Origin of the sequence: Mariniflexile sp. HMF6888, assembly GCF_044335535.1 — a bacterium.
In the GTDB taxonomy this organism is placed as follows: Bacteria; Bacteroidota; Bacteroidia; order Flavobacteriales; family Flavobacteriaceae; genus Mariniflexile.
The window spans coordinates 1-5,998 of sequence record NZ_JBIQVZ010000019.1; the positions used below are offsets into that span (position 1 = coordinate 1).

General features: G+C 47.9%; 1 protein-coding gene, 2 tRNA genes and 3 rRNA genes. All 6 read right to left on the reverse strand.

Features of this window, described 5'->3' with window-relative positions:
• Positions 1–124 precede the first annotated feature (124 nt).
• Positions 125–231, reverse strand: a 5S ribosomal RNA gene (gene rrf, locus ACGLWY_RS18560).
• A 155-nt stretch (positions 232–386) separates the two neighbouring features.
• Positions 387–3,209: ribosomal RNA gene (locus ACGLWY_RS18565) — 23S ribosomal RNA — on the reverse strand.
• 294 nt (positions 3,210–3,503) lie between these two features.
• A tRNA-Ala gene (locus ACGLWY_RS18570) sits at positions 3,504–3,577 on the reverse strand.
• A 122-nt stretch (positions 3,578–3,699) separates the two neighbouring features.
• Positions 3,700–3,773: transfer RNA gene (locus tag ACGLWY_RS18575), tRNA-Ile, on the reverse strand.
• Between the two features lie 144 nt (positions 3,774–3,917).
• Positions 3,918–5,431 (reverse strand): 16S ribosomal RNA (locus ACGLWY_RS18580).
• The 16S, 23S and 5S rRNA genes sit together here with 2 tRNA genes alongside, the layout of an rRNA operon.
• Positions 5,432–5,767: 336 nt before the next feature.
• Positions 5,768–5,998, reverse strand: a 231-nt coding sequence (locus ACGLWY_RS18585; RefSeq protein WP_396621176.1) for a hypothetical protein, incomplete at its 5' end; no start/stop codon positions are given.

Below are 5,998 nucleotides of genomic sequence, written 5' to 3' on the forward strand. Positions count from 1 at the left end.
GAATTTTTGATTGAACCCACAAGTTTAAGGCATGGTCCCCTAAATTCCTTATAAAGCGGCAACGGTCATGGGTCCGCCATAGCGCACAAAAAAAGCCCTCCATATTTCTATGAAGGGCTTCCAAAAAAGGCAACGACCTACTCTCCCACAATGCAGTACCATCGGCGCTAACGGGCTTAACTTCTCTGTTCGGAATGGTAAGAGGTGAGCCCCGTCGCTATAACCACCTTAAGTCATAGCTGTTCGCTATCGGTCTTTTATACCTTTAGCTTCCAGCGTCCATCGTTTCGATGGACAAATATCTTAACATATTGAAAAAAGGGCATTTTCTGCCTCTGTACATGAAATTTGTAAGCAATCCATTGAACTTTATAAAAAAACAGGCGTACAATAAGCCTATGGGTTATTAGTACTACTCGGCTCTGACATTACTGCCCATACACCTATAGCCTATCAACGTGGTCATCTCCCACGACCCTTTAAAGAAATCTCATCTTGTGGTGGGTTTCGCGCTTATATGCTTTCAGCGCTTATCCCTTCCGAACGTAGCTACTCTGCAGTGCTCCTGGCGGAACAACAGATACACCAGAGGTTCGTCCAACCCGGTCCTCTCGTACTAGGGTCAGATCCACTCAAATTTCTAGCGCCCACTGTAGATAGAGACCGAACTGTCTCACGACGTTCTGAACCCAGCTCGCGTGCCACTTTAATGGGCGAACAGCCCAACCCTTGGGACCTTCTCCAGCCCCAGGATGTGACGAGCCGACATCGAGGTGCCAAACCCCCCCGTCGATATGAGCTCTTGGGGGAGATCAGCCTGTTATCCCCGGCGTACCTTTTATCCTTTGAGCGATGGCCCTTCCATGCGGAACCACCGGATCACTATGCTCTTGTTTCCAACCTGATCGACTTGTAGGTCTCTCAGTCAAGCACCCTTATGCCATTGCACTCTACGCACGGTTACCAAGCGTGCTGAGGGTACCTTTAGAAGCCTCCGTTACTCTTTTGGAGGCGACCACCCCAGTCAAACTACCCACCAAGCACTGTCCCCTTTGTTCAAGGGTTAGACTCTAGACAAGCAAAGGGTGGTATTTCAACAATGACTCCACAACGCCTGGCGACGCCGCTTCAAAGTCTCCCACCTATCCTACACATTACTTGTCCAAAACCAATACTAAGCTATAGTAAAGGTGCACGGGGTCTTTTCGTCCCACAGCGGGTAATCGGCATCTTCACCGATACTACAATTTCACCGAGCTCATGGCTGAGACAGTGTCCAGATCGTTGCACCATTCGTGCAGGTCGGAACTTACCCGACAAGGAATTTCGCTACCTTAGGACCGTTATAGTTACGGCCGCCGTTTACTGGGGCTTCATTTAAGACCTTCGCATTGCTGCTAAGCCCTCCACTTAACCTTCCAGCACCGGGCAGGTGTCAGGCCATATACGTCATCTTTCGATTTAGCATAGCCCTGTGTTTTTGATAAACAGTCGCCTGGACCTTTTCACTGCGGCCACCCCGAAGGGTGGCGACTCTTCTCCCGAAGTTACGAGTCTATTTTGCCTAATTCCTTAGCCATGAATCTCTCGAGCACCTTAGAATTCTCATCCCAACTACCTGTGTCGGTTTAGGGTACGGGCCGCTTCTCTCGCTTTTCTTGGAAGTCGCTACTCTGGATTATCACCTTGGCCGAGGCCTCAGTGTACTATCGCCGTGTTGCCACTGGCTTCAACGGACTATTCCGTCAGTCCGCACCAAATTTACGCCTCCGTCACTTTTGTTGAGAGCGGGTACGGGAATATTAACCCGTTGTCCATCCACTGCCCCTTTCGGGTTCGCGTTAGGTCCCGACTAACCCTCAGCTGATTAGCATAGCTGAGGAAACCTTAGTCTTTCGGTGTGCGGGTTTCTCGCCCGCATTATCGTTACTTATGCCTACATTTTCTTTTGTAGCTTCTCCAGCATGCCTCACAGCACACCTTCGACGACACTACAATGCTCCCCTACCGATATTTCTATCCCATAGCTTCGGTAATATGTTTATGCCCGATTATTATCCATGCCGAACCGCTCGACTAGTGAGCTGTTACGCACTCTTTAAATGAATGGCTGCTTCCAAGCCAACATCCTAGCTGTCTAAGCAGTTCAACCTCGTTATTTCAACTTAACATATATTTTGGGACCTTAGCTGATGGTCTGGGTTCTTTCCCTTTCGGACATGGACCTTAGCACCCATGCCCTCACTGCTGATTAACGTTTTATAGCATTCGGAGTTTGTCAGGAATTGGTAGGCGGTGAAGCCCCCGCATCCAATCAGTAGCTCTACCTCTATAAAACTATGGATCAACGCTGCACCTAAATGCATTTCGGGGAGTACGAGCTATTTCCGAGTTTGATTGGCCTTTCACCCCTACCCACAGGTCATCCGAAGACTTTTCAACGTCAACCGGTTCGGCCCTCCACTGTATGTTACTACAGCTTCAGCCTGCCCATGGGTAGATCACACGGTTTCGCGTCTACCGCTACTGACTAAAGCGCCCTGTTCAGACTCGCTTTCGCTACGGATCCGTGACTTAATCACTTAACCTTGCCAGCAACGGTAACTCGTAGGCTCATTATGCAAAAGGCACGCCGTCACCCCAAAGGGCTCCGACCGCTTGTAAGCGTATGGTTTCAGGTTCTGTTTCACTCCCTTATTCAGGGTTCTTTTCACCTTTCCCTCACGGTACTAGTTCACTATCGGTCTCTCAGGAGTATTTAGCCTTATCGGATGGTCCCGACTGTTTCATACAGGATTACTCGTGTCCCGCACTACTCAGGATACCACTATCTCGACATTCTTTACCTATACCGGGCTATCACCGTCTATGGCCCCTCTTTCCAAAGGGTTCTAGTTCATCCTGTTTCGAATATCGTGGTCCTACAACCCCAAACTTGCCGTAACAAATTTGGTTTGGGCTAGTCCGCGTTCGCTCGCCACTACTAACGGAATCACTATTGTTTTCTTCTCCTCCGGGTACTTAGATGTTTCAGTTCCCCGGGTTTGCCTCCTTGCGGATACCATGTCTTCAACATGGTGGGTTGCCCCATTCGGATATCTGCGGATCAAATCGTGTGTGCCGATCCCCGCAGCTTTTCGCAGCTTATCACGTCCTTCATCGCCTCTGAGAGCCTAGGCATTCCCCATACGCCCTTATTTAGCTTATTGTACTTTTTGCTTTTTTAATGAGTTACTGTCCGATCTACAATTTTCGGTCCCATTGACATGTATAAATACCTATCAATGTTTCCTACACCTCATAAACCAAACGTTTTTTGATCAATTGGATATCGCTCGATGTGATTCCAACCAATCTAAATTGTTATTTAAGACCGGACTAATCCAATCTTAATTTTCATGTATCTTTTTTCAATATGTCAATGAACGTTTTCCAGTTGGCAGTCTCAGTATCCAGTTAACAGTCTAAACTGCTTACCGCAAACCGCGACTGGCACTGAGTCGTGGAGAATATCGGAGTCGAACCGATGACCTCCTGCGTGCAAGGCAGGCGCTCTAGCCAGCTGAGCTAATCCCCCATTGTGGAATCCGGAATTTCGAATTCAGAATTACGAATGTTGAATCCTCTGCTCTAGAATTTCCTTTCAGTATGTTATGAACGTTCCCCTGTTTTTTGCCCCCTTCGGGGGTTGGGGGATTGTAGTCTCAGGCAGACTCGAACTGCCGACCTCTACATTATCAGTGTAGCGCTCTAACCAGCTGAGCTATGAGACTGTTTATAGTCGTTAGTTTTCAGTCTTCGGCAAATGAATTTACCGACCACCGTATCCTGGTGACTTATTTTTTAAATTAACAGCAATGAGAACAAACTAATCTTTTCTTAGTTTTTTGTATTTCCTTTTAATCGTCTTTCTCTAGAAAGGAGGTGTTCCAGCCGCACCTTCCGGTACGGCTACCTTGTTACGACTTAGCCCTAGTTACCGATTTTACCCTAGGCCGCTCCTTGCGGTGACGGACTTCAGGCACTCCCAGCTTCCATGGCTTGACGGGCGGTGTGTACAAGGCCCGGGAACGTATTCACCGCATCATGGCTGATATGCGATTACTAGCGATTCCAGCTTCACGGAGTCGAGTTGCAGACTCCGATCCGAACTGTGATAGGGTTTGTAGATTCGCTCCTGGTCGCCCAGTGGCTGCTCTCTGTCCCTACCATTGTAGCACGTGTGTAGCCCAGGACGTAAGGGCCGTGATGATTTGACGTCATCCCCACCTTCCTCACAGTTTGCACTGGCAGTCTTGCTAGAGTTCCCGACTTCACTCGCTGGCAACTAACAACAGGGGTTGCGCTCGTTATAGGACTTAACCTGACACCTCACGGCACGAGCTGACGACAACCATGCAGCACCTTGTAAGTGGTCCGAAGAAATAGCTATCTCTAGCTAATGCAACTTACATTTAAGCCCTGGTAAGGTTCCTCGCGTATCATCGAATTAAACCACATGCTCCACCGCTTGTGCGGGCCCCCGTCAATTCCTTTGAGTTTCAGGCTTGCGCCCGTACTCCCCAGGTGGGATACTTATCACTTTCGCTTAGCCACTCAGGTAAACCCGAACAGCTAGTATCCATCGTTTACGGCGTGGACTACCAGGGTATCTAATCCTGTTCGCTCCCCACGCTTTCGTCCATCAGTGTCAATGCAATGTTAGTGATCTGCCTTCGCAATTGGTATTCTATGTAATATCTATGCATTTCACCGCTACACTACATATTCTAACCACTTCACATTGATTCAAGATAGCCAGTATCAAAGGCAATTCTACAGTTGAGCTGCAGGATTTCACCTCTGACTTAACCATCCACCTACGGACCCTTTAAACCCAATGATTCCGGATAACGCTTGGATCCTCCGTATTACCGCGGCTGCTGGCACGGAGTTAGCCGATCCTTATTCTTACGGTACCGTCAAGCTGCCACACGTGGCAGTGTTTCTTCCCGTACAAAAGCAGTTTACAACCCATAGGGCAGTCTTCCTGCACGCGGCATGGCTGGATCAGGCTTTCGCCCATTGTCCAATATTCCTCACTGCTGCCTCCCGTAGGAGTCTGGTCCGTGTCTCAGTACCAGTGTGGGGGATCCCCCTCTCAGGGCCCCTATCTATCGTTGCCATGGTGTGCCGTTACCACTCCATCTAGCTAATAGAACGCATACTCATCTCTTACCGTAACCTTTAATAGCAACTTGATGCCAAGCTGTTATACTATGCGGTGTTAATCCAAATTTCTCTGGGCTATCCCGCAGTAAGAGGCAGATTGTATACGCGTTACGCACCCGTGCGCCGGTCTCAAAAAAGCAAGCTCTTTCTACCCCTCGACTTGCATGTGTTAGGCCTGCCGCTAGCGTTCATCCTGAGCCAGGATCAAACTCTTCATCGTTAATTTGTATTGGACATTTAAATGTCCTTGTTAACAACTAATCGGAATTTCTAGTACTCAAAATGGTTTGTTCTCTTTGTCGATCTTCGCCGTTTCCGGCTCGATCTTACGCTGTCAATTCAATATGTTTATGAACTTGTTTCTTTCTTTTCTCAGCTCGTTTCCTTGCTAAGCGGGTGCAAATATAAAACCCTTTTTTTAACCCCACAATAGTTTCGGTATTTTTTTTGAAAGTTTTTTTTCGAAACCCAAACCTTGATACCCCTGGACTATTTATGAACTTCGCTTCGTTGGCCACTGCCCTTTTTAGCGGCTGCAAACCTACGATGCTTTTTTTTAATCCACAATAGTTTTTTGATATTTTTTTTCGGTCTGTTTTTCGGGGCGTCTTTGCCGCCCGGAAACCAAAATACCCAACCTGTCTATGAACGTTTGCCTCCAACAGCTACTGCCGTTTTTAGCGGCTGCAAACATACTGCCCTTTTCCCGTTCCGCAATGGATTTTTTTAAGTTTTTTTCGTTTTTCTGTGCCTTTTTTTTCTTCTGCGTGGTTTTCAATATGTTACG